This is a genomic window from Cryobacterium shii (assembly GCF_004402595.1).
Classification (GTDB): domain Bacteria; phylum Actinomycetota; class Actinomycetes; order Actinomycetales; family Microbacteriaceae; genus Cryobacterium; species Cryobacterium shii.
Genome location: NZ_SOFY01000042.1, coordinates 1 through 24,747, shown reverse-complemented (window position 1 = coordinate 24,747; position 24,747 = coordinate 1). Strand labels below are relative to the sequence as shown.

The 24,747-nt window shown below is 69.4% G+C and carries 23 protein-coding genes and 2 pseudogenes; 14 read left to right on the top strand and 11 right to left on the bottom strand.

From position 1 onward, the window contains the following. Nucleotides 1–19: 19 nt before the first annotated feature. The 7 genes and pseudogenes from E3O49_RS08230 to E3O49_RS08200 all read right to left on the bottom strand — a co-directional run bounded on the left by E3O49_RS08230 (nt 20) and on the right by E3O49_RS08200 (nt 8,279). Nucleotides 20–808 (bottom strand): annotated as a pseudogene (locus E3O49_RS08230) (ATP-binding cassette domain-containing protein). 134 nt (nt 809–942) lie between these two features. After that, nucleotides 943–1,617 (bottom strand): substrate-binding domain-containing protein, encoded by a 675-nt coding sequence (locus tag E3O49_RS08225; RefSeq protein WP_134411292.1) that lies wholly within the window; start codon nt 1,615–1,617, stop codon nt 943–945. Nucleotides 1,618–1,778: 161 nt separating this feature from the next. Further along, nucleotides 1,779–3,278: a CoA-acylating methylmalonate-semialdehyde dehydrogenase gene (locus E3O49_RS08220; protein ID WP_134403231.1), complete on the bottom strand. Its 1,500-nt coding sequence runs from the start codon at nt 3,276–3,278 to the stop codon at nt 1,779–1,781. A gap of 149 nt (nt 3,279–3,427) precedes the next feature. Next, nucleotides 3,428–4,762 (bottom strand): aspartate aminotransferase family protein, encoded by a 1,335-nt coding sequence (locus E3O49_RS08215; RefSeq protein ID WP_134367938.1) that lies wholly within the window; start codon nt 4,760–4,762, stop codon nt 3,428–3,430. Nucleotides 4,763–4,856: 94 nt separating this feature from the next. Beyond that, nucleotides 4,857–5,873 carry a TIGR03842 family LLM class F420-dependent oxidoreductase gene (locus tag E3O49_RS08210; protein ID WP_134367940.1) on the bottom strand — a complete coding sequence of 339 codons (1,017 nt, stop codon included), beginning with the start codon at nt 5,871–5,873 and terminating at the stop codon, nt 4,857–4,859. A gap of 13 nt (nt 5,874–5,886) precedes the next feature. Continuing rightward, a complete protein-coding gene (gene hydA / locus E3O49_RS08205; RefSeq protein ID WP_134451333.1) occupies nt 5,887–7,332 on the bottom strand; it encodes a dihydropyrimidinase in 1,446 nt (481 codons plus the stop codon). Between the two features lie 11 nt (nt 7,333–7,343). Beyond that, nucleotides 7,344–8,279 carry a nitrilase-related carbon-nitrogen hydrolase gene (locus tag E3O49_RS08200; RefSeq protein WP_134367944.1) on the bottom strand — a complete coding sequence of 312 codons (936 nt, stop codon included), beginning with the start codon at nt 8,277–8,279 and terminating at the stop codon, nt 7,344–7,346. 409 nt (nt 8,280–8,688) lie between these two features. Between E3O49_RS08200 and E3O49_RS08195 the strand changes: the two genes are divergently transcribed. The 5 genes from E3O49_RS08195 to E3O49_RS08175 all read left to right on the top strand — a co-directional run bounded on the left by E3O49_RS08195 (nt 8,689) and on the right by E3O49_RS08175 (nt 14,827). Beyond that, nucleotides 8,689–9,702, top strand: a complete 1,014-nt coding sequence (locus tag E3O49_RS08195; RefSeq protein ID WP_134367946.1) for a putative F420-0 ABC transporter substrate-binding protein — start codon at nt 8,689–8,691, stop codon at nt 9,700–9,702. A 54-nt stretch (nt 9,703–9,756) separates the two neighbouring features. Further along, nucleotides 9,757–10,842: a putative F420-0 ABC transporter permease subunit gene (locus tag E3O49_RS08190; protein ID WP_134367948.1), complete on the top strand. Its 1,086-nt coding sequence runs from the start codon at nt 9,757–9,759 to the stop codon at nt 10,840–10,842. After that, a complete protein-coding gene (locus E3O49_RS08185; RefSeq protein ID WP_134367950.1) occupies nt 10,833–11,747 on the top strand; it encodes an ABC transporter ATP-binding protein in 915 nt (304 codons plus the stop codon). Before E3O49_RS08190 ends, E3O49_RS08185 begins: the two co-directional genes overlap by 10 nt. Further along, a complete protein-coding gene (gene cofD / locus E3O49_RS08180) occupies nt 11,744–12,748 on the top strand; it encodes a 2-phospho-L-lactate transferase (protein ID WP_134367952.1) in 1,005 nt (334 codons plus the stop codon). Before E3O49_RS08185 ends, cofD begins: the two co-directional genes overlap by 4 nt. Before the next feature lie 66 nt (nt 12,749–12,814). Next, nucleotides 12,815–14,827, top strand: a complete 2,013-nt coding sequence (locus E3O49_RS08175) for a PTS fructose transporter subunit IIABC (protein WP_134451331.1) — start codon at nt 12,815–12,817, stop codon at nt 14,825–14,827. 70 nt (nt 14,828–14,897) lie between these two features. Here E3O49_RS08175 and cofC read toward each other — a convergent pair whose 3' ends face one another. From cofC to E3O49_RS08160, 3 genes are read right to left on the bottom strand one after another with little or no spacing between them, the layout of a single operon-like run. Further along, a complete protein-coding gene (gene cofC, locus E3O49_RS08170; protein WP_134367954.1) occupies nt 14,898–15,563 on the bottom strand; it encodes a 2-phospho-L-lactate guanylyltransferase in 666 nt (221 codons plus the stop codon). After that, nucleotides 15,560–16,441, bottom strand: a complete 882-nt coding sequence (cofE, locus tag E3O49_RS08165; RefSeq protein WP_134367955.1) for a coenzyme F420-0:L-glutamate ligase — start codon at nt 16,439–16,441, stop codon at nt 15,560–15,562. The genes cofC and cofE overlap by 4 nt, the downstream gene beginning before the upstream one ends. Nucleotides 16,442–16,443: 2 nt before the next feature. Continuing rightward, on the bottom strand, nt 16,444–17,445 hold the full coding sequence (locus E3O49_RS08160; protein ID WP_134367956.1) for a TIGR03557 family F420-dependent LLM class oxidoreductase: 1,002 nt from the start codon (nt 17,443–17,445) through the stop codon (nt 16,444–16,446). A 177-nt stretch (nt 17,446–17,622) separates the two neighbouring features. Here E3O49_RS08160 and E3O49_RS08155 point away from each other — a divergent pair, with 177 nt between their 5' ends. From E3O49_RS08155 to E3O49_RS08125, 8 genes are all read left to right on the top strand, one after another. Next, nucleotides 17,623–18,459: an exodeoxyribonuclease III gene (locus E3O49_RS08155; RefSeq protein ID WP_134367957.1), complete on the top strand. Its 837-nt coding sequence runs from the start codon at nt 17,623–17,625 to the stop codon at nt 18,457–18,459. A gap of 27 nt (nt 18,460–18,486) precedes the next feature. Further along, nucleotides 18,487–18,687, top strand: a complete 201-nt coding sequence (locus E3O49_RS17085; RefSeq protein WP_241976198.1) for a putative antibiotic biosynthesis monooxygenase — start codon at nt 18,487–18,489, stop codon at nt 18,685–18,687. Between the two features lie 8 nt (nt 18,688–18,695). Beyond that, entirely contained in the window at nt 18,696–19,124 is a 429-nt protein-coding gene (locus E3O49_RS08150; RefSeq protein WP_241976200.1) for a putative antibiotic biosynthesis monooxygenase, read from the top strand. Nucleotides 19,125–19,205: 81 nt separating this feature from the next. Next, nucleotides 19,206–19,913, top strand: a complete 708-nt coding sequence (locus tag E3O49_RS08145; protein ID WP_134367958.1) for a phosphatase PAP2 family protein — start codon at nt 19,206–19,208, stop codon at nt 19,911–19,913. Continuing rightward, nucleotides 19,913–20,587 carry a response regulator transcription factor gene (locus E3O49_RS08140; RefSeq protein WP_134367959.1) on the top strand — a complete coding sequence of 225 codons (675 nt, stop codon included), beginning with the start codon at nt 19,913–19,915 and terminating at the stop codon, nt 20,585–20,587. Before E3O49_RS08145 ends, E3O49_RS08140 begins: the two co-directional genes overlap by 1 nt. A gap of 257 nt (nt 20,588–20,844) precedes the next feature. Then, entirely contained in the window at nt 20,845–21,585 is a 741-nt protein-coding gene (locus E3O49_RS08135) for a sensor histidine kinase (RefSeq protein ID WP_478213384.1), read from the top strand. A 71-nt stretch (nt 21,586–21,656) separates the two neighbouring features. After that, nucleotides 21,657–22,454 (top strand): COG4705 family protein, encoded by a 798-nt coding sequence (locus E3O49_RS08130; RefSeq protein ID WP_134367961.1) that lies wholly within the window; start codon nt 21,657–21,659, stop codon nt 22,452–22,454. 23 nt (nt 22,455–22,477) lie between these two features. After that, complete coding sequence (locus tag E3O49_RS08125; RefSeq protein WP_134367962.1) at nt 22,478–23,134, top strand: DedA family protein; 657 nt, start codon at nt 22,478–22,480, stop codon at nt 23,132–23,134. A 60-nt stretch (nt 23,135–23,194) separates the two neighbouring features. Here the strand turns inward: E3O49_RS08125 and E3O49_RS08120 are convergent, their stop codons facing one another. Beyond that, complete coding sequence (locus tag E3O49_RS08120; RefSeq protein ID WP_134367963.1) at nt 23,195–24,124, bottom strand: AEC family transporter; 930 nt, start codon at nt 24,122–24,124, stop codon at nt 23,195–23,197. Nucleotides 24,125–24,399: 275 nt separating this feature from the next. Here E3O49_RS08120 and E3O49_RS08115 point away from each other — a divergent pair. Continuing rightward, nucleotides 24,400–24,747 (top strand): annotated as a pseudogene (locus E3O49_RS08115) (HNH endonuclease signature motif containing protein); the annotation flags it as partial.

Below are 24,747 nucleotides of genomic sequence, written 5' to 3'. Positions count from 1 at the left end.
GTGGGAATTGTCGGGGTCGTCATGATGACGCTTCCTCCGCACTGCGCGCCTGTGCGCGCCTCGTGACCGCGTTGTCCGTCGCCCCGGTGATGGCCGCGATGATGTCCTCGTAGGTGACGTCGGCGATCCGGAACTCGCCGTTGTTTCGCCCGAGGCGCAGCACGACGACCCGGTCGGCGACCGCCTGGACGTCGGCCATATTGTGGCTGATCAGAACGACGGCGAGCCCGCGCTAGCGCAGCCGCTCGATCAGGTTCAGCACCTCGGCGGTCTGGGCGACGCCCAGCGCCGCGGTCGGCTCGTCGAGGATCACCACGGTCGGCTCCCCGATCAGCGACCGGGCGATCGCCACGGTCTGGCGTTGACCGCCCGAGAGGGATGCCACGGCAATCCGCACGGAGGGAATCCGGGCGGAGAGTTGCTGCATCAGGCTCCAGGAGCGTTTCTCCATCTCCACCTCGTTGATGATGGCGCGGCCCCCGATCTCATGCCCCAGGAAGAGGTTGGCGACGACGTCGAGGTTGTCGCAGAGGGCCAGGTCCTGGTAGACCGTGGCGATGCCCAGGGCGTTCGATTCGGACGGGCTCGAGATCGAGACCGGCTTGTCGCGATGCATGATCGTGCCTCCGTCGGAGCCGTAGACGCCGGCGAGGATCTTGATCAGGGTCGACTTGCCTGCGCCGTTGTCACCGACGAGGGCGACCACCTCGCCGCTGTAGATGTCGAGGTCGACGGCGGTCAGGGCCTGGACGGCACCGAAGTTCTTGTCTATCCCCCGCAGTGAAAAGACCAGCTCCCCGGCGGGAATGGGGCTGTCGGCAACGACGAGGGCAGGGTCATGGCGAGTCCTTTGCGCTGGTCCGTTTCGTGCTGGTGCAGCGCCGGACGAGAATCACCTGCTGGTGATCCCCGCCCGGCGGTCTGCTGGTGCCGGTGCTGGCGTTACTTGATCCCGGCCGCCGTGCACGCCTCGGCATAGGTCGACGTGCAGATCTCGTCAACCGTGTAGAAGCCGTCCTTGACCACGGTCTCCATGATGTTGTCCACGGTCACGACCACCGGGGTGAGCAGGGTCGACGGGGTTCCGTCGACATCCGTGTCGCCCGTGAGCGTGTCGCCCTGGGCGAGGGCGTGCGTCAGCTCCGCAGCCTTCTCGGCTTCCAGCTTGATGGCCTTGTACACCGTCATGTACTGGTCTCCGGCGACGATTCGCTGGATGGCCGCGAGCTCGGCGTCCTGACCGGTCACCGGGGGCATCGGCGTGAACGCGGCAGCCTTGAGTGCCGCAATCGCGCCGCCCCCTGTGCCGTCGTTCGCCGCGTACACGCCCTGGATCTTCGGGCCGAACTGGGTGATCTGGCCGGCCGCCCACTCCTGGGCCTTGTCCGGGCTCCAGTCGGGGGTCTCGAACTCGGCGAGGATCGGGATGCCGCTGGGGTCGATGACGGAGTGAGCGCGCTTCTTGAACAGGGCCGCGTTGCCGTCGGTCGGCGATCCGTTGATCATGATGATGCCGGTGGTGGTGTTGTCCGCCTTCAGCTTGTCGACCAGCGCCGTGCCCTGCAGAACCCACAATCCGATCGCCAGGAGCGCGACTCTTTTCCTCAGTTTTCTCATTCTGGGCCTCCTACAGTGACCACCCTCGTTGGCGGTGCTACCACGATGGACCTCCGGGGGAGGTCGTCAAGGTTTCCGGCACCGCGCCGGGGCGCACGACGGAGGGCGGAAATCCGGCCCGGATTTCCGCCCTCAACAGGTATTGCGCGCGGTCGGTGCGGCTAGGCGTTTTGCGGGAAGCCCAGGTTGATGCCGCCGTGGCTGGGGTCGAGCCAGCGGCTCGTGACGGCCTTCTCGCGGGTGTAGAACGCGATCCCGGCCGGGCCGTATGCCTTCGCGTCGCCGAACAGGGAGTCCTTCCAGCCACCGAAGGAGTGGTATGCCACCGGCACGGGAATCGGCACGTTGATTCCGATCATGCCCACCTGCACCTCGTTCTGGAACCGGCGCGCCGCCCCGCCGTCATTGGTGAAGATGGCCGTGCCGTTGCCGTACCGGCTGCGGTTGATCAGTGCGAGCCCTTCGGCGTAGCTGGCGACCCGCACAATGGAGAGCACCGGCCCGAAGATCTCGTCGAGGTAGACGTCCGAGTCCGTGCTGACCTTGTCGAAGAGGGTCGGGCCGAGCCAGAAGCCGCTCGCGTCGCCGTCGACTTCGATGCCGCGGCCGTCCACGACGACCTCCGCGCCGTCGGTGTGGGCCACGTCGATGTAGGAGGCCACCTTGTCGCGGTGCACCTGCGTGATCAGCGGCCCCATGTCGCATCCGCGCATGCCGTCGCCCACCTTGAGGCCCGTGAGGCGCTCGGTGATCTTCGCGACCAGGTCGTCGGCGACCGGTTCGACGGCCACCACCACGCTGATCGCCATGCAGCGCTCACCGGCGGAGCCGAAACCGGCGTTGACCGCGGCATCCGCGGCCAGGTCCAGGTCGGCGTCCGGCAGCACGAGCATGTGGTTCTTGGCACCGCCGAGGGCCTGCACTCGCTTGCCGTGATGGGCCGCGGTCTCGTAGATGTACTTCGCGATCGGCGTGGACCCGACGAACGAGATGGCCTGCACGTTAGGGTGCACGAGCAGGGCGTCCACGGCTTCCTTGTCGCCGTGCACGACATTGAGCACGCCGTCGGGCAGGCCGGCTTCGGTCATCAGCGCGGCCAGCCAGTTCGACGCCGACGGGTCCTTCTCGCTCGGCTTCAGCACGACCGTGTTGCCGGCCGCGATCGCGATCGGGAAGAACCAGAGCGGCACCATCGCCGGGAAGTTGAACGGGCTGATGATGCCCACGACCCCCAGCGGCTGGCGGAGCGTGTAGACGTCCACGCCGGTCGACACGTTCTCGGAGTACTCCCCCTTGGTCAGGTGCGGCATGCCGAGCGCGAACTCGACCACTTCGAGGCCACGGATGATCTCGCCCAGGGCGTCGGAGGTCACCTTGCCGTGTTCCGCGGTGAGGATGTCCGCCAGGTCGCCCTTGCGCGCGTTCAGCAGCTCGCGGAAGTTGAACATGATGCCCTGGCGTCTGGCCTGGGAGGTGTCACGCCAGCCGGGGTAGGCCGCCTGCGCGGACGCGACGGCGGTGTCGACATCCGCGGTGCTCGCCAGGCGCACGTTCTTGGCGACGGCGCCGAGGGCCGGGTTGAAAACCGGGGCAGTCCGGGTCGAGGTTCCATCGACGGGGGCCCCGTCGATCCAGTGGGTGATGACGGGCAGGTCGGTCATGGGCGTTCGTCTCTCTTCATTCTCTTCATTGAGTAGCGGTCAGAGTGCCCGTTCCGGTCGAGAGTGCCCGGCGGAACGGGCACTCTCGACCGGAACGGTGCAGGTGGTGAGGGTGGATGTGCGGGTGCGGGTGGATGTGCGGGTGCGGGTCAGGCGAGGAGGTCGAGGCTCAGGACCTCGTCGTAGATGGCGAGCGCCTCGGCGACCTCGTCGTCGGTGACCACGCACGGCGGCACCACGTGGATGCGGTTCTCCGCGAGGAACGGCAGCAGGTTGCGGGCGAGCAGCTCGGTCTTGATGCGGCCCATCACCGCCCCGCTGAGCGGGTGCCGGGTCTCCCGGTCGGCCACGAGCTCCAGCGCCCAGAAGACGCCGACGCCGCGCACCTCGCCGATGACCTTGTGCTTCGCCTGCAGTTCGGCCAGTCCCGGAGCGAGCACGTCGCGCCCGATGCGGGCGGCGTTCTCGACGATTCCCTCGTTCTTCATCGCGTCGAGGGCCGCCACGATTGACGCCATCGCCAGCGGGTGGCCGCTGTAGGTGAGCCCGCCGGGGAAGACGTTGGTCTCGAAGTCGCTGGCGATGGAGTCCGAGATGATCACGCCGCCGGTGGGCACATACCCGGAGTTGACGCCCTTGGCGAAGGTGATCAGGTCGGGGGTCACGTCGTAGCCCTCGAACGCGAACCAGTTGCCGGTGCGGCCGAAGCCGGCCATCACCTCGTCCAGGATGAGCTGGATGCCGTAGCGGTCGCAGAGCGCCCGCACCCCGGCGAGGTAGCCGGGTGGCGGCACGAGCACGCCGGCGGTGCCCGGGATGGACTCCAGCAGCACGGCCGCGATGCCGGAGGGGCCCTCGCTCTGGATCACGTGTTCCAGGTGGCGCAGGGAGCGCTCCGACTCCTGCTCGGGCGTGGTCGCCCAGAACTCGCTGCGGTAGAGGTAGGGGCCGAAGAAGTGCACGTGGCCGCGCGCGAATTCGTTCGGGATGCGGCGCCAGTCCCCGGTCGCGACAATCGCCGCGCCCGTGTTGCCGTGGTATGAGCGGTAGGTGGAGAGGATCTTGTCACGGCCCGTGTGCAGGCGCGCCATCCGGATCGCGTTCTCGATCGCATCCGCGCCGCCGTTGGTGAAGAACACCTTGTTGAACCCGGCCGGAGCGCGCTCGACGATGCGTTTGGCGGCCTCGCCGCGGGCGAGGTTCGCCGTCGACGGGGCGACCGTGGCGAGCGTGCCGGCCTGCTCGATGATGGCCTGGGTGACCGCCGGATGCTGGTGGCCGATATTCACATTGACGAGCTGGCTGGAGAAGTCCAGATAGCTGCGCCCGTCGAAGTCCCACACCCGTGAACCCAGACCGCCGGCGATCACCAGCGGCTTCAGGCTGCCCTGCGCGGACCAGGAGTGGAAGACGTGGGCGCGGTCGAGTTCGTAGGCGAGGTCGTTCCGGCTTGAGGTTGCGCTCTGGGCTGTGGTGTCAGTCACGAATATCGGTTCTTTCTCTCTGCGTTGAGATGGAGGTGGAGTGATTCCTGTGGTGATGGCCCGGGGACGACGTGCACGTCCAGTCTGACCGAGTTTAGAACTTCGCCACGATTTGCTCGGTCATCTCCGGGATCACGGTCTCCCCGTAGACCCGGAGGGTCTCTTCCTTGTTGTCGTGCTGCAGATAGCCGGCGAACTGGTCGACGCCGAGGCTCCGCAGGGCCTCGAGCTTCTCGACGTGGTCCTTCGCGGTGCCGAGCAGGCAGAACCGGTCGATGATCTCGTCGGGCACGAAGGCGGCGTGCACGTTGCCCGCCTTGCCGTGCGCGTTATAGTCGTAGCCCTCCCGCCGGGCGATGTAGTCGGTCAGGGCCTTCGGCACGTGCGACTCGGTGCCGTACTTCGCCACGATGTCGGCCACGTGGTTGCCCACCATCCCGCCGAACCAGCGGCACTGGTTGCGCAGGTGCCCCCAGTTGTCGCCGATGTACATGGGAGCGGCCACGCAGAACCTGACCGACAGCGGGTCACGGCCGACGTTCGCCGCGGCCGCCCGAACGGTCTTGATCATCCACTCGGCCACGTCGAGGTCAGCCATCTGCAGGATGAAACCGTCGCCGATCTCCCCGGCCAGCTGGAGCGCGAGCGGGCCGTAGGCCGCCACCCACACCTCGAGGCTGGAGCCGACGCTCCAGGGGAACTGCAGCGTGGCGCCGTTGTGCTCGACCGGCCGGGAGTTCGCGAGCTCACGGATGACGTGCACCGATTCACGCAGCGTCTTCAGTGTGGTGGGGGCCCCGTTGGTGACCCGCACGGCGGAATCGCCGCGGCCGATGCCGCAGATCGTGCGGTTGCCGTACATCTCGTTCAGGGTCGCGAACGTGGAGGCCGTCACGGTCCAGTCGCGCGTGGCCGGGTTGGTGACCATGGGTCCGACGATGACCCTGCGGGTCTCGGCGAGAATTCGGCTGTGGATCACGTACGGCTCCTGCCAAAGCAGGTGCGAGTCGAAGGTCCAGACGTGGCTGAAGCCGTGCGCTTCGGCCAGCTGGGCCAGCTGCACGGTGCGGGCCGCCGGCGGGTTGGTCTGCAGAACGACTCCGAAATCCATGCCGTCCCCTGCCCTAGATGAGGTACTGGCTCAGGCCGCGCGGGACGAACCGGCCGTCGCCCCGGGCCCCGAGGTAGGCCTGGGCGTCGATGATGACCTTGCCCCGGGAGATCACGGTGTCGACGTGGCCGTCGATCTCGTAACCCTCCCAGGCCGAGTGGTCCATGTTCATGTGGTGGCTGCGGCCGGTCTGCTCGCCGAACTCGTCGACGCCCAGCCCGATCGAGGTGTGCCCGTTCGGGTCGTAGATCACGATGTCGGCGTCCGCGCCGGGCTGGATGACGCCCTTCCGGCCGTAGAGGCCGAACATCCGTGCCGGCGTGGTGGAGGTGATCTCGACCCAGCGTTCGAGCGTGATGCGCTCGTTGACCACGCCCTGGTAGAGCAGGTCCAGGCGATGCTCGACCGAGCCGATGCCGTTCGGGATCTTGGAGAAGTCATTCAGGCCCAGGTCTTTCTGGCCCTTCATGCAGAACGGGCAGTGGTCGGTGGAGACCATCTGGATGTCGTTCGTGCGCAGGCTCTGCCACAGGTGGTCCTGGTGGCCCTCGGCCCGGGAGCGCAGCGGGGTCGAGCACACCCACTTCGCACCCTCGAACCCGGGCGCCCCGAGGTTCTCCTCCAGCGAGAGGTAGAGGTATTGCGGGCAGGTCTCCCCGAACACGTTCTGGCCCGTGTCCCTGGCCGCCGCGATCTGCTCCACGGCCTGCCGGGCGCTCACGTGCACGACGTAGAGCGGCGCCCCGGTGAGGTTCGCCAGCATGATCGCCCGGTGCGTGGCCTCCTCCTCGAGCTGCCAGGCGCGCGCGACGCCGTGGTAGTACGGGGCGGTCTTGCCCTGCGCGAGCAGCTGGCCCACGAGCACGTCGATGGCCGGGCCGTTCTCCGCGTGCATCATGGTCATCAGCCCGGTCCCGGCGGACTTCTGCATGGCCTTGAGGATCTGCGCGTCATCCGAATAGAAGACCCCGGAGTAGGCCATGAACAGCTTGAAGCTCGAGACGCCCTCGGCCAGCAGCCCGTCCATGGCCTGCAGGGAGTCCGTGTTCAGGTCGCCGATGATCTGGTGGAAGCCGTAGTCGATGGCGCAGTTGCCGGCCGCCTTCTCGTGCCAGGCGGTCAGCCCGTCGAAGACCCGCTGGCCGTGGCTCTGCACCGCGAAGTCGATGATCGTGGTCGTGCCGCCCCAGGCCGCGGCCCGGGTGCCGGTCTCGAAGGTGTCGCTCGCGGCCGTGCCGCCGAACGGCAGCTCCATGTGCGTGTGCGCGTCGACGCCGCCCGGGATCACGTACCTGCCGGTCGCGTCGATCACGCGGTCGACGGATGCGGCCGGGTCGGCCCCGAGGAGGGCGGAACCGGGCGCCAGCACGGCGGCGATGGTCTCACCGTCGGTGAGCACGTCGGCGAGCACCCGTCCGGTCGCGCTGACCACGGTTCCGTTCTGGATCAGGATCTTCATGGTGTCCCCGCCTACGGTTCCACGATCGGGGCGTAGGAATCCGGGCGGCGGTCCCGGTAGAACTGCCACGAGTTGCGCACCTCGCGGATGACGCCCAGGTCGAGGTCTCGGATCAGGATCTCCTCGGTGTCGGTGGAGGCGACCTCGCCGACATAGTTGCCGCGCGGGTCGACGAAGTAGGAGCTGCCGTAGAACGTGACGGCCTCATCGCCGAACTCCTCGGTTTCGGCGCCGATGCGGTTGTTGGCGCCGATGTAGTACTGGTTGGCGACCGCGGCGGCCGGTTGCTCGAGCTCCCAGAGGCGGTTGGACAGCCCCGGCTTGGTGGCCGACGGGTTGAACACGATCTCGGCGCCGTTCAGGCCCAGCACGCGCCAGCCCTCGGGGAAGTGCCGGTCGTAGCAGATGTACACGCCGATCCTGCCGACCATGGTGTCGAAGACGGGGTAGTCGCCGTTGCCGGGGCGGAAATAGAACTTCTCCCAGAACTGCGGCAGGTGAGGGATATGGTGCTTGCGGTACTTGCCGAGGTAGCTGCCGTCGGCGTCGATCACGGCGGCCGTGTTGTAGAGCACGCCCGGCTGCTCCTCCTCATAGACGGGGAGCACGATCACTATGTTGTGCTCGGCGGCGAGCTTCTGGAACCGCTCCGTGAGCGGGCCCGGCACGCTCTGCGCGTAGTCGTAGTACTTCGGGTCCTGCACGATGCCGAAGTAGGGGCCGTGGAAGAGTTCCTGGAAGCAGATCACCTGCACCCCGGCGGCGGCCGCCGTGCGCACGAACCCCTCGTGCTTGCGGATCATCGACTCCTGGTCGCCGGTCCACTCCGTCTGGGTGATCGCGGCCCGAACGGTGTCGCGCCGATCGGTGCTGCCGCCCGTGTTGCCGGCGTGCGTTTTGCCCGTGCCCGTGTTGCTCGTGCCCGTGTTGCTGCTGTCCCCGGTCATCTCACTTGCCTCCACATCGCGCCCGACGCCGAGCAGGCCGAGAGGCCGGGAAGTGCAGCGCCGAATCAGGTGAGTCGAATCGGGCGGCTTCGCCCGTTTGTGCTGTTCGACGTCTATTTTGCAGATCTGTTTCTGTGTGACTTACGCGTAATCATCCTGTCGTCCGAACCGGCCGGTGGCAAGGGTTCCGGCCAACCCGTTCTGGCCTAGGCTGGGAGCAGACCGCCGGTTGGATCTGACCGGTCGAGCCGGCCCTGACTTGGGCGGCAGGTCGCCGGCATTCGCTCGGCTCGCATCCTCCTGCTCTCCCTTCTTCTCTCCCTCGTTCGCGAATGCGGGCGAATCGTCGCCATGGCGCGCTCATACCGACGATTCGCCCGCACTCGCAGCTCAGAACCGGATCGGTTTTATGAACCCGTACTTGTTGTCCCGCGTTTCTGTGCTGGCGGCGGTTGCCGCGTCGGCGCTGCTGCTGAGCGGATGCGCCGCGGCGGGCCCAAGCGCGCCGAGCGCCGCCCCGGAGGCGAACGCGGGCACCGGCTACCCGGTCACCGTCTCCAACTGCGGCACCGAGGTCACCGTGACCGCCGCGCCCGAGCGCATCGTCACGATCAAGTCCTCGGCCACCGAACTGCTGCTCGCGCTGGGCCTCGGCGACCGCATCGTCGGCTCGGCGTTCCTCGACGGGCCGCTGCCGGCATCCCTGGCGAAGGCCGGCGCCGACCTCAATGTGATCAGCGACTTCGTGCCCGGCCAGGAGGCCGTGCTGGACCTCACGCCCGACTTCATCTACGGCGGCTGGGAGTCCAACTTCTCCGCCGACGGGGTGGGCGAGCGTGCCGGACTGGCCGGCCTGAACGTGGGCAGCTACGTCTCGCCCGCCGCCTGCAAGGGCGAGGCCATGCCCGACCCGCTCAGCTTCGATTCCGTCTTCACCGAGATCGACGAGGCCGGCGCCCTGTTCGGGGCCCCGGAGGCCGCCGCCAAGCTGGTCACCGAGCAGAAAGCCGACCTCGCTGCGCTTAAGCCGGTCAAGGAGGACACCACCGCCCTCTGGTACTCGAGCGGCACCGACGCCCCCTATGTGGGAGCCGGCATCGGCTCCCCCGCGATGATCATGGCGGCCGCCGGCCTGACCAACATCTTCGCGGACGTGCACGACACCTGGACCTCGGTGGGCTGGGAATCGGTGATCGAAGCGAACCCGAGCGTGATCGTGCTCGTCGACGCCACCTGGAACACCGCTGACTCGAAGATCGCCACCCTCGAGACGAACCCGGCCACCGCGGAGCTCGACGCGGTGAAGAACAAGCGCTACATCGTGCTGCCGTTCGCGGCGACCGAGGCCGGCATCCGCAATGTGGAGACCGCCTCGTCGGCCATCGACCAGCTGGCCGCCCTCGACAAGCAGCTCAAGAAGTAGCCCGCGGCGAGACGGCCCCGGCGGCGGACTGGTGACGGAACGGTGACGGAACGCATGCGCGACGGATCGGTCGACGGATTGGTCGACGGATCGGTCGCGGCGCAGCCGACGCGGCGCGGGACCGGCGCGGGGCGCTACCTCGGCTGGCTCGTGCTCTCGATCGTGGCCCTCGTGCTGGCGGCCGCGCTGGCCGTCACGATCGGCCCCGCCGACGTGAGCCTGACGGATGTGGCCGCGAGCCTGGGCGGGCACGCCGGCCTGCCCGGCCTGCCCGCGGTGCCCCCGCTGACCGACTCGATCGTCTGGCAGCTGCGCCTGCCGCGCGTCCTGACGGCGGCGATGGTGGGCGCCGGGCTCGCGCTCTGCGGCGCGGTCATGCAGAGCGTCACCCGGAACCCGCTGGCGGACCCGTACCTGCTCGGCCTCTCCTCGGGGGCGTCGCTCGGGGCGGTCTGCGTGGTCATCCTCGGGGTCTCGTTCGCGCTTCCCGCCGCGGCCTTCCTCGGCGCGCTGGCCGCCCTGGTCGCGACCCTGAGCATCGCGCGGGTCGGCGGCACGATCACGCCCGGGCGGGCGGTGCTGTCGGGCCTGGCCATCGCGCAGCTCGGTGCGGCCGGCACCTCCTTCGTCATCTTCTGGGCCGCCAAGGGCGACTCCTACCGGGAAATCCTGAACTGGCTGCTCGGCTCGCTCGCCGGCAGTTCCTGGACGACCGTGGCCATCTCGGCGGGCGCCCTGGCCGTGGTCGGCACCGGGATCGTGCTCGCGGCCACCCGCCTGGACGCGTTCACCTTCGGGGACACGGCCGCGGCATCCCTCGGCATCGACGTGAACCGCACCCGCTGGGCCCTGCTCGCGGCGGTCGCCCTGCTCACCGGCGCCATGGTGTCGGTGAGCGGCTCGATCGGTTTCGTCGGTCTGATCCTGCCGCACCTCGTGCGCGGCCTGAGCGGGCCGGGCCACCGCCGCCTGCTTCCGCTTGCCGTGGTGCTCGGCGCCCTCTTCCTCGTCATCGCCGACACCGTGGCGCGCACGGTGTTCGACCCGCGCGAGCTGCCGGTGGGCATCATCACGGCGTTCATCGGAGTGCCCGTCTTCATCGTGCTGATCAAGAGCCGGAAGGCCGCGGCATGGGCGTAGTCCTGGACGCGGTGTCGTTCCGGATCGGCGGCACCGATATCCTGACCGAGGTGTCGGCGGCCCTGCCGACGGGCACCGTGACCGGCCTGCTGGGGCCGAACGGGGCCGGCAAATCCACCCTGTTGCGCCTGATCGCTGGGCTCGAGAGAGCGGATGCCGGCGGCGTCGAACTGGACGGGGAACGGGTGGGCGGGCGGTCCGGTCTGTCGCGGCGGGAGACCGCCCGTCGGGTGGCGTTGCTCGAGCAGAGCGCCGCGCCCAGCGTCGACCTCACGGTGCGCGAGGTCGTGCTCCTCGGCCGGATCCCGCACCGGAGCCGGGTTCTCGGCAGCTTTGGCGGCGACGACGACCACCGGGTGGCCGAGGAATCGCTGGCCATGATCGGCGGCAGCGACCTGGCCGACCGGGCCTGGCACACCCTCAGCGGCGGAGAACAGCAGCGCGCGCAGATCGCCCGGGCACTGGCGCAGCGGCCGAGCCTGCTGCTGCTGGACGAACCGACCAACCACCTCGACGTGAGCGCCCAGCTGGGCCTGCTCGGGCAGGTGCGCGGGCTCTGCGCGGGTGACGGCGCCGGTACGGGAACGGGCTCGTCATCGGGCTCGGACGCAAGCGCAAGCGCAGGCGCCGGCCTGACCGCGATCATGGCCCTGCACGACCTGAACCTCGCGGCCGCGTACTGCGACCGGATCCTGCTGCTGAACCGTGGCCGGCTCGTCGCGTCCGGCACCCCGGACGAGGTGCTGCGGCCATTGATCATCGCGGAGGTCTACGGCGTGGACTGCGACGTGATCCCGCATCCCCGGGGCGGGCATCCGGTGATCGTGTTCTCGCCGGCCGCCGCGCCGGCGTTCCCGTCCAGCCCTGAACCCCGCATCACCCGGCACGGAGGAAGCAACAGATGACGACCATCACGGTTTTGGCCGGAGGGATCGGCGGCGCCCGGTTCACCCGCGGACTGCTGCAGCACCTCGCGGCCACCGAGCCGGAGGCGGCAGTGACCGTGGTCGTGAACACCGGCGACGACATGTGGCTGGACGGCCTGCGCATCTGCCCCGACCTCGACACCGTGATGTACACCCTCGGCGGCGGCATCAACGAGGAACAGGGCTGGGGGCGACCGGAGGAGTCCCGCCGCACCTCGGCCGAGATCGCGGCCTACGGGCGCGGCTGGTCCTGGTTCACGCTCGGCGACCTCGACCTGGCCACGCACATCGTGCGCAGCGACCTGCTGCGGAGCGGGTCGACGCTGAGCGAGGCGACCGAGTTCCTCTGTCGCCGCTGGCAGCCGGGGGCGCGCCTGCTGCCGATGAGCGACACCCCCGTGGAGACGCATGCCCGGCTGGCTATGGACGCCGATGAGCACCGCGCGGGCGACCTGATCCACTTCGAGGAGTGGTGGGTGCGCTACCGCGCCTCCGTGCCGGTGACCGAGTTCGTGCAGGTCGGCCTCGAGTCCGCCGTGCCCGCGCCGGGCGTGCTGGACGCCATCCGGACGGCCGACCTGGTCATCCTGCCGCCGTCGAACCCCGTCGTCTCGGTGGGCACGATTCTCGCCGTCCCCGGCATCCGGGAGGCCCTGCGGTCCACGCCCGCCACGGTCGTCGGCGTCTCCCCGATCATCGCCGGCGCCGCGGTGCGGGGCATGGCCGACGCCTGCCTGCACACGATCGGCGTGGCGACCTCGGCCGAGGCCGTGGGCCTGCACTACGGCTCCCGCGCCGGGGGCGGCGTGCTCGACGCGTGGCTGGTCGACGAGACGGATGCCGGTGCGCTGCCCGCCCTGGCGGCCGCGGGCATCCGTTCGGTCGCCGTGCCGCTCTGGATGCGCGATTCGGAGACGACGATGCGGCTCGCAGCCGACGCGCTCGCTCTCGGCGCCCGTTCGGGGGGTAGGCTTAGTTAAGTTAGTTAACTTGAACCGGGTGCACGAACCGAGTCCGCTCGGTCTCAGCCGGAAGGAACCCCCGCTATGCCCGCAACTCGAACCGAAACCACGAGCCGAACGACCCCACCGGACATATTGATCCTGGGCATTACGGCCTGCCCCACCGGCATCGCACACACGTACATGGCGGCGGAGAAACTCGAGGCTGCGGCACGTGAGCTTGGCTACGACATCAAGGTCGAGACCCACGGCTCCGTGGGAGTCGAGGGAACCTTCAGCCCCGAGGAGATCAGCCGGGCGGACGCCATCGTGATCGCGGCCGACACCCAGATCGACCTGGCTCGCTTCGCGGGCAAACGGCTGATCAACGCCCGGGTCGCCGACGGCATCCACCAGCCGCAGAAGCTGATCGAGGATGCCCTCGCCGCCCAGCCCCGCAGCGGCGGGGACACGGGCGTCGCGCCGAACGGCGGGGCCGACTTCGGCGGCACCCTGTACCGCGCCCTGATGAACGGCGTGAGCTACATGATCCCGTTCGTCGTCGTCGGCGGGCTCCTGATCGCGATCTCGCTCTCGCTCGGCGGCGAGGCCACCCCGCAGGGACTCGTGATCCCGGAGGGCAGCTTCTGGCTCACGATCAACCAGATCGGCGTGATCGGGTTCACGCTGATGGTTCCCATCCTCTCCGGATTCATCGCCTATGCGATCGCCGACCGGCCCGGGCTCGCCCCCGGCATGATCTGCGGCTGGATCGCCACCACGGGCGCGTTCTACAACTCCGAATCGGGGGCCGGCTTCATCGGCGGCATCGTCACCGGATTCCTCGTCGGTTTCGTTGCCCTCGGCATCAAGAAGATCCCCGTGCACCGCTTCATCCGGCCGATCATGCCGATCCTGGTGATCCCCGTGCTCACGACCCTGATCGTCGGCGGCGCCTTCGTGCTGGCCCTCGGCCGCCCGATCGCCTGGGTCTTCGAGAGCATGACGACCTTCCTCACCGGTCTCGAGGGCGGCAGCGTCGTCATCCTCGGCCTGATCCTCGGCGCCATGGTCGCCTTCGACATGGGCGGCCCGATCAATAAGACGGCGTTCCTGTTCGGCGGCGCGCTGATCGCGACCGGCAATCCGGCCCCGATGGGCATGGTCGCGGCGGCGATCGCCGTTCCCCCGCTCGGCATGGGCCTGGCCACGCTGATCCGCGGTCGCTACTTCTCCAAGCCCGAACGCGAAGCCGGCATCGCCGCACTGTTCATGGGCTTCTTCGGCATCACCGAGGGCGCGATCCCACTCGCGGCCGCCAAACCGCTGCAGGTCATCCCCGCCAACATGATCGGCGGAGCGGTCGCCGGCGGCATCGCCGCCCTGTTCGGCGTGACCGACTCCGTTCCGCACGGCGGTCCGATCGTCGCCGTCTTCGGCGCGGTCTCGGGCGTGCCGATGTACTTCGTGGCCCTGATCGTCGGCGCCGTCGTCACGGCACTCGTCTCGGTGCTGCTGCTCGGGATCTCGGCCCGCCGCGCCGGGCGCACGGGAACGGATGCGGGAACGTCGACCGGGGTCGCCGCATCCGTCGCACCGGCCTCCCCGGCCCAGCCCGCCCCGCCCCTCAGGAAAACGGTTCTCGACTACATCGACGAGCGCACCATCGTGCTCGACGTCGACGAGACCGACCGGGACGCGATGATCCGCACCCTGGCCGGGCTGATGACCACGACCGGGCGGGTCAGCGATGTGGCCGCGGTCGCGCAGGCCGCGTTCACCCGTGAGGAGCACGGCACGACGGGCATCGGCGACGGGATCGCGATCCCGCACGCGAAGTCCGACGGGGTGACTTCTCCGGTCATCGCCTTCGCCCGCAGCCGCAACGGCATCGACTGGGGCTCGTCCGACGGTTCGAAGGCCACGCTCATTTTTCTCATCGCCGTGCCGGAGGCCGACGCCGGCACCGAGCACCTCAGGGTCCTGGCCCAGCTCTCCCGCGCACTGATGAAGCCGGCCTTCCGGGCCGCGATCCAGTCCGCCGCGACACCCGCGGACGTCCTCGACGCACTGGCCGTGCAGGTGGGCGCGACCAAGGCCGAGCCCACCCCGGTGTAGCACCGCGGGTCCACGACCTTCGGTGGGATGCCGTCGCCTGGCTATGCAGGTGGCGGCATTCTTTGTGCCGTCACCGGCCCGGTCCGCGGGCGCCGTCGACGAGCGGGCTGGTGTGCGGACCGAGCCCGAGGCGCGCCACCGCGAGCAGGTCGGCCGTGGTGTCGACGTCCCGGCGGATTCCCGCGGATGCCGGCAGCTCGAGAGGGATGTGGCCGGCGGCTTCGTGGGCGGCCCTCGACCCGACCCCGAAGCGTGGTTCGATCGGTGTGCCGGCCCGCGCGAGCAGGGTCGTGGTGCCGGTTCCGGCTGCGTCGGGCACCATCGAGCGCTCCTGCGCGGCCGCGAGGGTGAGCGCACGCTCGACCTCGGCCGGGGTCAGCGCAGGCAGGTCGCCGGTCAGCACGGCCACGTTCGCGTGCGGGAACTCGGCACGCACGACGGCCAGCCCCTGGCGGATCGCGGTGTTCAGCGGATCCGTTGGTGCGGCGGCCCGTTCCGGGGGAACAGGATCGTGCCGGGACTCGCGCACGATATCGGCCCCGAGGGCGGCCAGGCGGCCGGCGAGTTCGCCGTCGCCGGTCACCACGATGACCCGGTCGATGCCGGGCGCCGCCAGCAGCGCTCCGACGGTGTCGAGGGCGAAGGCATCGGCCAGCCGGGCCCGATCGGGCCGCGCCCCCAGCCGGGTCTTGGCTCCGGGGTTGCCCTTGACCGGGACGACGGCCACCCAGCTCATTCGGTGACGGATGCCGCGTCGCCCGCGGCCGCTCCGGCAGCGGCGCCGGCACCGGCAGACGCTGCGGCAGCCGCGGCCAGCCCGGCCGCGTAGCCCTCCGTAAAGCCCTCGGCGTGCGCCTCCGCGGTCCCCAACCGGAACATGTCGTTCGCGCTCGGTCGCTGCAACAGGAACGCACCGGGAGCGCGCGACGCACCGGAGGCCCCGGCCCCGCCGTCCACGGCGTCCTCCGCCACGAGACGCCCGAGCCCGCGCACCACGGCCACAGGGTTGCCGCTGGTCTTGCCCTTGACCAGGTCGGCCGCCCCGGCGATCTCGTCGGCCACGGCGGCGACGGTGACGTCGAGGCGGCGGCCGGAGGCGTCATCCGTGCCCCGCAGGTCGTCGAGCACCGCGACCCCGGCGGCGCCGATCGCGATGTCGGTCTGGCCTTCACGCCAGGGGCGGCCGGCCGTGTCCGTGACGATCACGCCGAGGCGCAGCCCGGTGCTCGCGCGGAGGGCCGCGCAGAGCGAGCGGGCGGAGGCGTCCGGGTCGACCGGCAGCAGCAGCACGGTGCCGTCGGGGGTGTTGCTCGCGTCGACGCCGGCCGCGGCCATGATCAGCCCCTGCCGGTTCTCGACGATGCGGGTGACCCCGCCCGGGTGGGCGCGGGTCGCGACCACGCGCACCGTCTCAGCCGTGATCGCCTGCTCGCGGTCGGCGGCCGCGACCTGCCGGCCCTCGGCCTTGGACACGATCTTGCTCGTCACCGCGAGGATGTCGCCGTGCCGCAGTCGGCCGGCGCCCGCGCCCGCGATCAGTGCGGCCAGGTCGGCGCCCGCCGCGATCTCGCCGATGCCCTCGAGGGCGAATACCCGCAGCTCAGGCTCGCTCACCGTCAGCGCTTGAGTTTCGGCAGCACGTCGCGGCCGAACACGTCGATCCACTGACGCTGGTTGCGGCCCACGTTGTGCAGGTAGATGCGGTCGAAGCCGAGATCCACGAACTTCTGGATGTACGCGCGGTGGTCGTCGGGGTCGGCGGAGATGATCATGCGGCCCTCGAAGTCTTCGGGGCGCACGAGCTTGGCGATCTGCTCGAATTCGAACGGTGAACGGATGTCCCCCTTCGGAAACTTCATCCCGCCGTTCGGCCACTCGACCAGGGCGTTGCGCATCGCCTCTTCGTCGGTCTCGGCCCAGCTCATGTGCAGCTGCAGCACCTTGGGCATGGTCGACGGGTCCTTGCCGGCGTCCCGGGCGCCGTCGTCGAACTTGCCGAACAGCATCGAGATCTTCTCCAGTGGGGCGCCGACCGTGATCAGGCCGTCGGCGTGGCGTCCGGCGCGCTTGGCGGTGACCGGCCCGGCCGTGGCGATCAGGATCTCCGGGGCCACCTCCGGCATGGTCCAGAGCCGGGTCGACTCGAGCTTGTAGAACTGGCCGGAGTGCTTGACGTCCTTGCCGGCGATGGAGGCGGTGAACAGCTTCGAGATGATTTCGATGGCCTCGAACATGCGGTTGATGCGCTCGGGCGCTTCCGGCCAGTACTGGCCGACGATGTGCTCGTTGAGCGCCTCGCCCGAGCCGAGGCCGAGCCAGTGGCGGCCAGGGTACATCGAGGCGAGCGTCGCGGAGGCCTGGGCGACCATGGCCGGATGCCAGCGGAACGTGGGCGCGGTGACGCCGGGGCCGAGGTCGCCCGTCGTGCGCTCACCGATGGCCGCGAGCACGCTCCAGACGAAGGATGACTCGCCCTGCGCGGGCACCCACGGCTGGAAGTGGTCGGCCGCCATCACGCCGCTGAACCCGTGCTCCTCGGCGTAGGCGGAGAGGGCCACCGCCTCGGCCGGGGCGAACTGCTCCAGCATCGCCGCGTAGCCGATCTGCAATTCCGTCATGGATCCGCCCTACCTTGTCGTCGTAGGCCTCAATCCTGTCATTCCCGGCTCCGAGAATGCCGGTCCCCCGCCCAGACTCCCCATCCGGGAGCCGGGCCGGAGCCCCTCCCACAGTGCCCGGGCACTGTGGGAGGGCGGGCAGCCGTCACGCGGCATCCGTCAAATAGGCTGGGCGGCATGCGCATTGCCACCTGGAACGTGAATTCCATCCGAGCCCGCTCCGGCCGCGTCGTCGACTGGATGGTGCGCGAAGACATCGACGTGCTCGCCATGCAGGAGATCAAGTGCAAGCCGGAGCAGTTCCCGGCGCAGGCGTTCGAGGACGCCGGCTACGACCTGGCCATCCACGGCATCAGCCAGTGGAACGGCGTCGCGTTCGCCAGCCGCCACGAGATGACGGATGTCGCCACCGCCTTCCCCGACATGCCCGGCTTCCTCAAGGGGGAAGAGGGCCCCGGCCTGCCGCTCGAGGCCCGCGCGCTCGGCGTCACCGTGGAAGGCATGCGCCTGTGGAGCGTGTACGTGCCGAACGGCCGCGCCATCGGCGACCCGCACCTCGCCTACAAGCTGGACTGGCTGGAACGGCTCCGCGCCCACGCCCGCGACGAGCTGAGCCGCAACCCGCAGCTGGCCCTGGCGCTGATGGGCGACTGGAACGTCGCCCCCTTCGACACGGACATGGGCGACCCCAGCTTCGTCCCCGGCCAGTCCACCCACATCTCCGAACCGGAGCGGGCCGCGTTCCACGCGTTCGAGGCGGAGGGCCTGCACGACGTGGTGCGCCCGCTGATTCCCGAGGGATTCACGTTCTGGGACTACAAGCAGCTGAGGTTCCCGCGCAACGAGGGGATGCGGATCGACTTCATCCTGGGTTCCCCGGCGTTCGCCGACCTCGTGACGGGCGCGAGCATCCACCGCAATGAGCGCAAGGGCGACGCGCCGAGCGACCACGTGCCCGTGGCCGTCGACCTGCAGCTGGAGGGCGAAGACGACAACCGCCCGATGATCTTCTGACGCCGTTCCACCGGCAATACTTGAACCATGTCTTCCGTGCCCCCGGGGAACGCAGCCGGAGCGCCACAAGCGCGGGCCGCGTCATCCGTCACCGTGTCCGTCACCCGCCGCGTCGAGCCGACCCGAATCCAGGACGCCACCCACTGGGCGCAACACGGCATGGACCTGGCGAGCAGTTTCCCGGGGTTCCTCGGCTCGGGCTGGGTGCCCGCCAGCGCCGATTCCTGAGCTGGCACATGCTCTACCGGTTCGCGAACTCCGACCTGCTGGATGCCTGGGAAGGCTCAGAGGAGCGGGCGCACTGGCTGATCGACGGCCACGACCTCATCCTCGACGCCCGGGTGGTGAAACGCACCGGAATCGAGGGCTGGTTCGACGCGCCGCTCTCCGACGATGACGACGCCGGTGCCACGCCGTCGTTCCAGGTGCCGCGGTGGAAGCAGGCGGTGAGCATCGGGCTGGGCTTCCTGCCCACCAACCTGGCCTTCACCCTGGTCGCGACCTGGCTCATCCCCGGCTGGCACGACGTGGCCATGCTGCCCAAACTCGTCGTGACCACACTCGTGATGGCGCCGACCATGACCTTCCTGGTGATGCCCCAAATCACCCGGATGCTGCGGCCCTGGCTGCTCCGACGGCCCGCCATTCGCACCCGGCGCCCGTAGCCCGGAGGCCGGCGGCCGGCGGCCGGCGGCCGGCGGCCGTTTCTTAGAGCGCCCTGTGCCGGTGAGCGCGATTCTGGGGAGATGGCCTCTGAGATCCGCTCGTCAAACCGTCTCCCGAGCAGTGCGATCCCGGCTGCCGTGGTCGTCGTCCTGGTCATTGCCACCGGGTCGGCCCTGAAGTCGGCGACCGGGTGGACATCCGTGGAAATGGGCGTGCTGCGCCGGGTGAATCTGGCACACACACCGGCACTCGACGAGTTCGCGCTCACCATCGACTGGCTGTTCGGCCCTCCCGTCGCCGTCATGCTCGTGCTGCTCGGCGGCGTCACCCTCCTGCTGGTCACCCGGCAGCCCCGGACGGCCATCCGGTTCATGGCGATCGTGATGGTCCCGTGGCTGGGCACCGAGGTGGTCAAGCTGCTCGTGCAGCGTCCACGCCCCGACATCCCTTCCCTCGCCCATGTCCTGGTGCTCGAACCGGGCGGTCTCAGCTTCCCGAGCGGTCACACGAGTTTCGCCGCGTGCCTCCTCCTGGGTTTGCTCGTCGTCGCCCGCGGACGGCGGTGGCGCCCGGTGCTCGCCGGGGCGGGAACGGTCGTGGTGCTCTCGGTGGCCTGCTCCCGGGTGTACCTGGGGGTGCACTACCCGACTGACGTGGCCGCGTCGATCGTGTACGCGACCGCCGGTGTCACAGTCGCCAATGCGCTCTGGTCGATGCTCCCGGTGCCACACTGGAGCGAACGTCGACCCGCCGCCGACGCGGTACCCGGAGAGGTGAGGAGCCCCTGATGCCAGCTGAGAGCACCCCTCGTGCCCGGCTGCTCCTGATCGAGGACGACCCCCGGCTGGGCCCGATGATCCAGCAGGTGCTGGCGGAAACCTACGACGTCACCCTGGCCACCGACGGTGCGGAGGGGCTCGCCGCAGGCCTGGCCCGTGAGTTCGACGTGATGGTCATCGACCGGCGACTTCCGTCGCTGGACGGATTGGGCGTCGTCGACGCGCTCCGGCGCAAACTGGTCACGACCCCGATCCTCCTCCTCACGGCGCTGGGCACCACCCGCGACAAGGTCGACGGGCTCGACATGGGCGCGAACGACTACCTCGTCAAGCCGTTCGAGTTCGACGAGCTGCTCGCCCGGCTGCGGGCCATCCGTCGGGTGTTCACCGGAGAGGGGCGAACCCTGTCGGTCGGCGGATGGGAGTACTACCCGGACAGCCGGACGATCTACTCCCCCTACGACGGGCGCGTCCTGCTGACGGAGAAGGAGAACCAGCTCCTCAGACTCCTGGCCGAGGCCCCGCAACGCACGTTCTCCCGCCAGCAGATCCTGAATTCCGTCTTCAGCGCCGGGGACACCGCCGGCACCGTCGACACCTACGTGCACTACCTCAGGCGCAAGACCGACACCGACATCGTCCTGACCGTGCGCGGTCGGGGCTACCGCCTGGGCCAGCCGTGACCCGCGCNCCGATCGTCGACAGCGACACGCTCGCGATTCGTCGTGCCTCACGCATCATCGGCACCCAGATCGCGATCGCGTGCACGGCCGTCGTCGTCGTCGTGATCCTGGCCGTTGTCGTCTACATCCTGTCGGAGATATCCGTCGCCGAGCTCGTCGAACCGGTGCCCGACCCCGACAATCTGAAGGTCGGTGCGGTCGGGCTCCTGCGCGCGGCCGCGGTGCTCGGCGTCGCCCTGATCATCCTGGCCGGCGTGATGAGCTGGGCGGTCGCACGGCGGGCGGTGCAACCCCTCGGGGACGCCCTGCGCATCCAGCGGGCCTTCGTCGCCGACGCAAGCCACGAACTGCGCACGCCCATCGCCGTGCTGGATGCCCGCCTGCAGATCCTGCAGCGGGCGCTTCCCGCGGACGGCCCCTCCTCGGCTGTCGTCGCCGAGCTGCGGAGCGACGCAAAGAGGCTGATCGGGATCGTCAACGACCTGCTCGAATCGGCGGAGATCGGCGGTTCGGCGCCGACCGAGGACAGCGTCGTCGACGTGAACGCCGCGGTCGGGGTCGCCGTGGAGTCGATGGCGCTGATCGGGGCGGAGAAACAGGTCACGGTGAAGCTGGACGCCCCGGATGCCGCGACCGCCCGGGTGCCGGCATCCGCAATCACCCGGTGCGTCGTCGCGATGCTGGACAACGCCCTGCGGTTCGCGCCGACGGGCTCCGTCGTCTCCGTGCAGGTGGCCGTGACGAAGAAGACCGTATCGGTCACGGTGCGGGACCGCGGTCCGGGCATCCAGGGAATCGAACCGAACCGCATTTTCGATCGCTTCGCCCACTCCGAATCGGCCGCCGACGAAGTGGGTGTCACCCGCACCGGCTTCGGCATCGGCCTGTCCCTCGTGCGCGAAATCGCGGTTCGCTACGGCGGTTCCGTCACGGTCGCTGACGGCTCCGCTGAGGGCACGGCGATCTCGTTCACTGTGCCCCGGGCGCGCACTCCCTGATTCTCACCTGCTCCAGTGCAGAATCCCTACCTCTGTGGAAAGTCTTAGACCGCGCGCGGTTCGCTGGTGAGATGACTTCATCCCTGATCCGCACCCCGTCACCGTCTCGGCGCATTCTGAACAAGGTTCCGGAGGTGACCCTCGTCTTCTGGGTGATCAAGGTTCTCGCCACCACGGTGGGTGAAACGGCGGCAGACTTCCTGAACGTGGACCTCGGCCTGGGCCTCGGCATCACGTCGATCGTCATGGCCGTGCTGCTCGTCGCGGCCTTGTTGGCACAGTTCCAGCTTCGCCGGTACATCCCGGCCGTCTACTGGCTGTCGGTGGTCCTGATCAGCGTCGTGGGCACACTCATCACCGACAATCTCACCGACAGTCTCGGCGTGCCGTTGGGGATCACCACCGTGGTCTTCGCCATCGCCCTGGCGGCGACGTTCACGGTCTGGTTCGTGTCGGAGAAGACCCTCTCGATCCACTCCATCTTCACAACGCGGCGGGAGACGTTCTACTGGCTGGCTGTGCTGTTCACCTTCGCACTGGGCACCGCGGCGGGCGACCTCGTGGCAGAAAGCCTGAACCTCGGTTTCCTCGTCGCCCTCCTCGTCTTCGCCGCGGCGATCGCCCTCGTCGCGGTCGCGTACTTCTTCTTCCGCCGGGGCGCCGTGCTCGCATTCTGGATCGCCTACATCCTGACCCGCCCGCTCGGAGCGTCGATGGGCGACCTGCTGTCCCAGCCCACCGCCGACGGTGGACTCGCACTCGGTACGACGGGAACGAGCGCTCTGTTCCTGGCCGTGATTGTGACGCTGGTGCTCGTTCTGACCGTGCGGTCCAGACGGGCCGATTCCGTCGCCGCGGTCGCGGCCTGATCGATCAGGACGGGACAGCGAATATGGGAAGCATTATTCTCGCGGCAGTGCCCGCCTCCGGGCTGCTCGATCCGCAGGCGGTGATCTCCGGCGCCGGAGTCTGGGGGCTGGCGGTCGTCTGCGCCATCGTCTTTGCGGAAACCGGGCTGCTCGTCGGCTTCTTCCTCCCCGGCGACACTCTCCTGTTCTTCACCGGCGTGCTCGCTCTCAGCGGCGTGATCAGCCAGCCGCTCTGGATCGTCGTCCCTGCCATCGCCCTGTCGGCCGCGCTCGGCGATCAACTCGGCTATGTGATCGGGCGGAGGTCCGGCCCCCGGATTTTCGATCGGCGCGAGTCCGGCCTCTTCAGCAGGAAGAGCGTGAAGAGAACCCAGGGCTTCTTCGACCGGTTCGGCCCCGCGGCAGTGACGGTCGCCCGATTCGTGCCCGTCGTTCGCACGTTCGCTCCCGTCGCCGCGGGCGTCGGCACGATGCCGCGGCGTCTGTTCACGATGTTCAACCTCGTCGGCGCCGCCGTGTGGTCGAGCGCTGTCGTGCTCCTCGGCTTCGGGCTGGCGCACATCCCGGGGGTGGCGGATTTCGCCGCCCGCTACATCGATCTCATCCTGATCGGAATCGTCGTCGCATCCGTCCTGCCGCTTCTGGTCAAAGCCGTGATCGGGCGCCAGCGCCCCGCGTGAACGGGATCGGGCGACGTCCCCGTGCCACCCCGCGCCCAACCTCGCGCCCTACCTCGCGCCCTACGCGGTCGGCGCCAGCCGCGCCGCGATCACCAGCAGCGCCGGCACCGAGGCCAGGGTGGTGACGAGCACGGTGTCGCGGGTCACCACGACGCCGCGGTCGTACCGGGCGGCGAAATTGAAGATGTTCTGCGCGGTCGGCAGCGCCGCGATGGTCACCGCCGCGAACAGTTCCGGGGCGCCCAGGTCGAACACGAATCGGCCGAACAGGTACGCGATGACTGGCATCACGGCGACCTTGATCACGGATGCCGCGGCGACCCGGCCGCGCCCGGAACCAGCCTTGAGCAGCCGTTCCCCGTGCAGCGACATGCCGAACGCCAGGAGCACCATCGGGATCGCGGCCCCGCCGAGCAACTCGAGCGGGGCCATCACCGCGGCCGGCACGGTGATTCCCGAGATGGCCACCAGCACCCCGGCCGCGGACGCGAGGATGATCGGATTGCGCAGCGGCTGGGTGACGATTCCGGCCAGCGACAGTCGTCCCCGGGTCGAGACGTCGAGGATTCCCAGAATGAGCGGGGCGAGCACGAGCAGCTGGAGCAGCAGCACCGGGGCCACGTACCGGGCGCTGCCGAGCACGTACAGGGCCACCGGCAGGCCGATGTTGTTGGCGTTGACGTAGCTCGACGAGGCCGCGCCGAGCACGGTCTCGGCGACCGGGGTGCGGAAGAAGACCCGGGCGATCAGGAGGTACAGGCCCGCGCCGACCGCGATGCTGCACAGCGTGGTCAGGAGGAACGTTGAGAACAGCACCCGGGCATCCGCGTGGGACAGCACCGTGAACAGCAGCGCCGGCGACGCCACGAAGAACGCCACCCGGTTGAGCACCCGGCCGCCGCCCGGCCCGGCGATCCCGGCACGCTCGATCAGGTAGCCCACCAGGATCACGAACCCGATGATGGAGAATCCGACCAGAACACCAACCATTCGATCGAGCATAGGGCCGCCCCCGGGCGTCGAACGGGCTGCCGCATCCAGTGGGGTCTTTCAGCACCAGGTGAAGGGGGAACGGCGGTGGAACCCGAGGGTCGCGGTTGGTTTCGCTGGGCAGACGGATGCTCCGCGCCCCTGACCCTGTGGCTCGCCCACGAGACGCGGTCGGCCCACCTGCCCGGTTCCTCCACAATGCCTGTTTGATCAGGTTATCCACAGTGTGCACGGCTGCCGGTGCAGTGTCGGTGGCCGCCTCTAGCGTGGTCCTCATGAAGCCGTCAGTGTTCGAAGAGCGAGAGGCCATGGGCCTCCATTTCGACGCCATTGCCGAGGCAGAACGGGACATCGCCGCGGCCTTCGCCCGGCGGGCCGAACGGGTCGAGGATGCCCGCCGATTCGGGCAGGCCATCGCCCACCACAATGCCCGGGTGCCGGGTGCGCGGCGAGACGCACGTGAGGTCGCCGAACGGGAGTTCTCCAGCGAGCTGGCCTGCACGATCCGGGTGCCGCAGCGCACCGCGGAGAACCTGGTCGCGGAGAGCCGGGCCCTGGCCGTGGATCTCCCGGCGACCCGGGCGGCGCTGGCGTCGGGGGAGATCAGCTATCGGCACGCGCAG

Bases quoted from the DNA above. Each gene is read 5' to 3' on its own strand.
- E3O49_RS08175 (WP_134451331.1), top strand. From the start codon at position 12,815: ATGCCCGCAACTCGAACCGAAACCACGAGCCGAACGACCCCACCGGAC.
- E3O49_RS08190 (WP_134367948.1), top strand. From the start codon at position 9,757: ATGCGCGACGGATCGGTCGACGGATTGGTCGACGGATCGGTCGCGGCG.
- E3O49_RS08145 (WP_134367958.1), top strand. From the start codon at position 19,206: ATGGCCTCTGAGATCCGCTCGTCAAACCGTCTCCCGAGCAGTGCGATC.
- E3O49_RS08225 (WP_134411292.1), bottom strand. From the start codon at position 1,617: ATGAGAAAACTGAGGAAAAGAGTCGCGCTCCTGGCGATCGGATTGTGG.
- E3O49_RS08160 (WP_134367956.1), bottom strand. From the start codon at position 17,445: ATGACGGAATTGCAGATCGGCTACGCGGCGATGCTGGAGCAGTTCGCC.
- E3O49_RS08130 (WP_134367961.1), top strand. From the start codon at position 21,657: ATGACTTCATCCCTGATCCGCACCCCGTCACCGTCTCGGCGCATTCTG.
- hydA (WP_134451333.1), bottom strand. From the start codon at position 7,332: ATGAAGATCCTGATCCAGAACGGAACCGTGGTCAGCGCGACCGGACGG.
- E3O49_RS08220 (WP_134403231.1), bottom strand. From the start codon at position 3,278: ATGACCGACCTGCCCGTCATCACCCACTGGATCGACGGGGCCCCCGTC.
- cofD (WP_134367952.1), top strand. From the start codon at position 11,744: ATGACGACCATCACGGTTTTGGCCGGAGGGATCGGCGGCGCCCGGTTC.
- E3O49_RS08150 (WP_241976200.1), top strand. From the start codon at position 18,696: ATGCTCTACCGGTTCGCGAACTCCGACCTGCTGGATGCCTGGGAAGGC.
- E3O49_RS08135 (WP_478213384.1), top strand. From the start codon at position 20,845: ATGAGCTGGGCGGTCGCACGGCGGGCGGTGCAACCCCTCGGGGACGCC.
- E3O49_RS08125 (WP_134367962.1), top strand. From the start codon at position 22,478: ATGGGAAGCATTATTCTCGCGGCAGTGCCCGCCTCCGGGCTGCTCGAT.
- E3O49_RS08200 (WP_134367944.1), bottom strand. From the start codon at position 8,279: ATGACCGGGGACAGCAGCAACACGGGCACGAGCAACACGGGCACGGGC.
- E3O49_RS08140 (WP_134367959.1), top strand. From the start codon at position 19,913: ATGCCAGCTGAGAGCACCCCTCGTGCCCGGCTGCTCCTGATCGAGGAC.
- E3O49_RS17085 (WP_241976198.1), top strand. From the start codon at position 18,487: ATGTCTTCCGTGCCCCCGGGGAACGCAGCCGGAGCGCCACAAGCGCGG.
- cofC (WP_134367954.1), bottom strand. From the start codon at position 15,563: ATGAGCTGGGTGGCCGTCGTCCCGGTCAAGGGCAACCCCGGAGCCAAG.
- E3O49_RS08120 (WP_134367963.1), bottom strand. From the start codon at position 24,124: ATGGTTGGTGTTCTGGTCGGATTCTCCATCATCGGGTTCGTGATCCTG.
- E3O49_RS08195 (WP_134367946.1), top strand. From the start codon at position 8,689: ATGAACCCGTACTTGTTGTCCCGCGTTTCTGTGCTGGCGGCGGTTGCC.
- E3O49_RS08210 (WP_134367940.1), bottom strand. From the start codon at position 5,873: ATGGATTTCGGAGTCGTTCTGCAGACCAACCCGCCGGCGGCCCGCACC.
- E3O49_RS08155 (WP_134367957.1), top strand. From the start codon at position 17,623: ATGCGCATTGCCACCTGGAACGTGAATTCCATCCGAGCCCGCTCCGGC.
- E3O49_RS08185 (WP_134367950.1), top strand. From the start codon at position 10,833: ATGGGCGTAGTCCTGGACGCGGTGTCGTTCCGGATCGGCGGCACCGAT.